Annotated in this window: 5 protein-coding genes; 2 read left to right on the top strand and 3 right to left on the bottom strand. The window is 62.9% G+C overall.

All coding sequences use genetic code 11. The features are described from left to right. Positions 1 to 146 precede the first annotated feature (146 nt). A complete protein-coding gene (locus I8N66_RS29920) occupies positions 147 to 482 on the top strand; it encodes a cupin domain-containing protein (RefSeq protein ID WP_291161832.1) in 336 nt (111 codons plus the stop codon). Between the two features lie 57 nt (positions 483 to 539). Here I8N66_RS29920 and I8N66_RS29915 read toward each other — a convergent pair whose 3' ends face one another. After that, positions 540 to 2057 (bottom strand): ATP-binding protein, encoded by a 1518-nt coding sequence (locus tag I8N66_RS29915; RefSeq protein WP_291161829.1) that lies wholly within the window; start codon positions 2055 to 2057, stop codon positions 540 to 542. 249 nt (positions 2058 to 2306) lie between these two features. On the opposite strand from I8N66_RS29915, the gene I8N66_RS29910 reads away from it, so the two are divergent. Then, positions 2307 to 2492 carry a hypothetical protein gene (locus I8N66_RS29910; protein WP_113540051.1) on the top strand — a complete coding sequence of 62 codons (186 nt, stop codon included), beginning with the start codon at positions 2307 to 2309 and terminating at the stop codon, positions 2490 to 2492. Positions 2493 to 2529: 37 nt separating this feature from the next. On the opposite strand, the gene murI is transcribed toward I8N66_RS29910, so the two are convergent. Together murI and I8N66_RS29900 are read right to left on the bottom strand one after the other, a co-directional pair. Continuing rightward, complete coding sequence (gene murI / locus I8N66_RS29905) at positions 2530 to 3375, bottom strand: glutamate racemase (RefSeq protein ID WP_291161827.1); 846 nt, start codon at positions 3373 to 3375, stop codon at positions 2530 to 2532. After that, positions 3362 to 4089, bottom strand: a 728-nt coding sequence (locus I8N66_RS29900) for an RNA methyltransferase (protein WP_291161824.1), incomplete at its 5' end; no start/stop codon positions are given. The genes murI and I8N66_RS29900, both read right to left, overlap by 14 nt.

The following is a 4089-nucleotide window of genomic DNA, read 5'->3' as shown; positions in this document are numbered from 1 at the left end:
TGATCCCTCGCCTCAGTCTCGTTCCGCATCGTTCACCTCGATCTTCATCAATCTATCTTGACGGGAAGATAGTTTCACATAATATCTTCTCGTGAAGATAATTCATCCGCTTGGGAAAGCCAAGCCGAACGACTAGGGAGGCCAGCATGTTTCATGTCATTCCACGTGCAGAGCAGAAACAGAGCCCCAACCGAACGATCCTGTTCGAGGGCGGTCAATTCGGAACCCCGATTTCGCTCTTTCTCATGGATGCCGAACCCGGCCAGGGGCCAGCCCTTCACGTCCACCCTTATCCGGAGACGTGGATCGTTCATTCTGGCGAAGCCGAATTCACGGTGGGTGAGCAGAAGATCATGGGCAAGGCCGGTGACATCATCGTCGTCGACCCCGAAACGCCGCACCGTTTCGTCAACATCGGCACCGGCCGGCTGCAAATGACCTGCATCCACGCATCCGACCGGGTGGTTCAGAGTTGGCTGTAGCGCCTGTTGCGATGGTCGCGCTGTGCCAGCACTGGAAGGCGGCAGCTTAGGTAGAGCTTACTCGGCCGCCGCGGCCGTCGTGCTTGCCGTGTCGGGTCCGTTCGCATCGCCGGGCGCGGTCTCGCTGCCAAGGTCCGGGAACGCGACGATCCGTTTGCCGGTGAAATCGGCATGGATGACGATCAGCCCATGTTCCTCGAAATAGCCGAGCAGTCGACGGGCCCGTCTTGCGGAATGCGTGCCGTAGGCCCGTGCAATCATCGCGTCCGAAGGACACGGCAGGCTGCGAATTGCGGCCTGCGCCATCATCAGGAACACCGCCTGCAGGTCTTCGGTGACGCGATCGGCGAGCAGCAACGCCTGTGCCCAAACCTCCGTCGCTGCCGTCTCGGCGTCGATCCCGGAACGGGCGACCGCCATCTTGCGGCGAAACGCGCTGAGCGAAAGGGCAGCGCCTGACGGGAGGCGACGGATGCGGCATCGCACCAGGAAGTCCTGAAACAGTTCCGCATCGGGCCGGAAGGCCGCCTCCGGATTGGTCAGAATTTCCGCGAAGACGCCGTCGAGCAGGGTCTCCTTTTCTTCGGCAGACATCTCCTGGTGGGCCTGCCGTGCCTCGATCGGCGCAGCGGCTTCCGGCCGCGGACGCGACAGTTCGGCAAGGATGTCGGTCGTTGGCCGCGGCGGCGCGACGACGCGGCGCATGATCGGCCGGGTCAATTCGTCCGGATCCGGCGTGAAGATCAGGTCTTCGACGTCCTGCGGGGCTTCGGGTAGCGGCATCAGCTTCGGGCTCGTCGAGCGTGCCGAAGTCTCGACCGTGCCGATCGTCACTTTGAGCGGGCGTCGTGAAAGCGCCGGGCCGAGCGCGACGAAGGAGCCGCGCTTCAGGTCGCGGAACATTTCTGCCGTGCGCCGGTCCATGCCGAGCAGATCGGCGGCACGCAGCATGTCGATGTCGAGGAAAGTGCGCCCCATCAGGAAGTTCGAGGCTTCCGCGGCGACATTCTTGGCAAGCTTCGCCAGGCGCTGCGTGGCGATGACACCGGCAAGGCCGCGCTTACGGCCGCGGCACATCAGGTTGGTCATGGCGCCGAGCGAAATCTTGCGCACCTCTTCGGTGACGTCGCCGGCGACCGATGGCGCAAACATCTGCGCCTCGTCGACGACGACGAGAACCGGATACCAGTATTCGCGGTCCGCATCGAACATGGCGTTCAGGAACACGCCGGCATTGCGCATCTGCTGCTCGATATCGAGCCCTTCCAGCGACAGCACGCAGGAGACGCGGTGCTGGCGGATGCGGGTGGCAATGCCGATCAGTTCCGCGTCGGTCCGTTCGCCCTCGACAACCACATGGCCGAACTTGTCGGCGAGCGTGACGAAATCGCCTTCGGGATCGATGATACACTGCTGCACCCAGGGCGCCGATTGCTCCAGCAGGCGGCGCAGGAGATGCGACTTGCCCGAACCGGAATTGCCCTGCACCAGAAGACGGGTGGCCAGAAGCTCCTCGATATCGAGCGAGGCCGATGTCCCTTCGGACGTCGCTCCCATGTCGATGCCGACCTTCATTTCCACCTCTTCGTGTTGAACTGATTCGCGATCACGCGGAGACCGCCCGTCGGGCGACACCTAGCACGGTTTTCCCGGAAATCGTGCCGCCGGCGCACAAAACCCACAGGGAATACGCACGGGCGAGTCTACGCAGAGTAACCGGATGTAGATCTGAACCGCCACAATATAAAGTTGAAGATCGTCCTTTGGCGAGTAGGGACGAATGCCCATTTGGGATTTAGTCGAAGCGATTTGCCAGGGGCAGGAATGGAGCACTATGAAACAGAACAGCAGATGGAGCTGCACAATCTCGATCAGCGTATGCGCGATGCTTACAAGGACACGCAACGGGTCGCCTCGAAAGACGACGCCGCACGGGCCGGCCGCATGCGCTTTCGCGCCGCTTGCGTGCTAGCTGTTCTGATCGGCCTGTTGCTGGCGATCTTCCTTTAGAGGGCCGTGCCGGTCGTGGCGACGCATGAACAGGGCTCTACCCGATCGCTTCGGCGTGCCCTGCTCGTTTTTCCACGATGGCTTCAGGTGCCACCGTCAGCCCGAAGCCCTGCATCAGCCGGCGCGTGGCAAAATCGGGTTTGCCCGAGGTGAAGATCGCCGGGTCCTGGCCGTTCAGCGGCTCGAAGCCGTTCGGCTGCGGCACCAGCGAGCGCGCCCGCCGGGCGATCGCTTCGGCCGGATCCAGCCAGTCGACCGGCCAGGGTGCGAGCCTGCGGAAAACGTTGGCCATGAAGGGATAATGCGTGCAGGCGAGCACCACGATATCGGTCTTCCTGCCGTCCATCTCGACGAAACACGGCGCGATCTCTGCAAGGACGGTCTCGTCGTCGAGCTTCTCGCCGCGAATATAGGCTTCCGCCATCTTGGCGAGGTTCTCGGAGCCGACGAGCCGCACATGGCACTGGCTGGCAAAGGACTGGATGAGATCGCGGGTATAGGCACGCTTGACCGTGCCGGGCGTCGCCAGCACTGAGACCAGCCGGGAGCGTGTGCGCTCGGCCGCTGGCTTGATTGCCGGGACCGTGCCGACAAAGGTCATTTGTGGATAGGCTGCGCGCAGATCGGCGCCGACGAGCGTGAAGGCGGTGTTGCAGGCGATTACGCAGATTTCCGGATCGTGTTCGGTGAGCAGGCGGCCAAAGAGTTCGATCACCCGCGCCTTCAGCGCCGCCTCTTCCCAACCGCCATAGGGAAAGCCGGCATCGTCGGCGACATAGATGAAATGTCGCTCGGGCATCAGCACCCTCGCCTCGCGCAGCACCGTCAAGCCGCCGATGCCGCTGTCGAAAACGAGGATGGGTTTCAGTTCAGTCGCTGTCACCGTTGTCTCGCGCTTTCCTGCTGTGCTCGCCCCTGCTGCTATCACTCGGAGCGCCGGAGCCCCGCGGGTTTTCCCGCGTGAACCGGTCGAGCGAAGAGATGACGCCGCGCAGCACCTGGATTTCCGATTCGGTAAAGGATGGTCTGGTCAGAACGGCGCGCAGGTTCTCGACCAATTTCGGCTTTTTATCGGCGGAGCGGAAATAGTTGCGCGCATCGAGCGCCTCCTCGACATGCTCGAACAGGCCCTGAAGATGCTCCTTGGTGGCCGGTCGTTGCTCGATCGCCTGGAACGAGGTCTGGTCCTCCGATTCCATGCCGGTCTTCAGCCACTCATAGGACATAAGGAGCACGGCCTGGGCGAGATTGAGCGAGGCGAAAGCCGGATTGACCGGGAAGGTCACGATCTCGTCGGCAAGGGCCACTTCCTCGTTGGTGAGGCCGGTGCGTTCCCGCCCGAACAGGATGCCCGTCTTCTCGCCCCCCTGAAAGCGCTGGCGCAGCGTGCGGGCTGCGACGATCGGCGAGCGCACCGGCTTGTAGCCGTCGCGGTCGCGGGCGGTCGTGGCATAGACGAAGTTGAGATCGGCAATTGCCTCTTCGACCGAGCCATAAAGCTTGGCAGCGTCGATCACATGGTCGGCACGGCTCGCGGCAGAGCGCGCCTTCTCGCTCGGCCATCCATCGCGCGGATTGACGAGCCTGAGCTCGGCCA

The sequence above is a fragment of the Ensifer sp. SSB1 genome, from assembly GCF_016652895.1.
Lineage (GTDB): Bacteria > Pseudomonadota > Alphaproteobacteria > Rhizobiales > Rhizobiaceae > Ensifer.
Note: the sequence above shows the minus strand (reverse complement) of the source record. Positions and strands in the feature narration are given on the sequence as shown.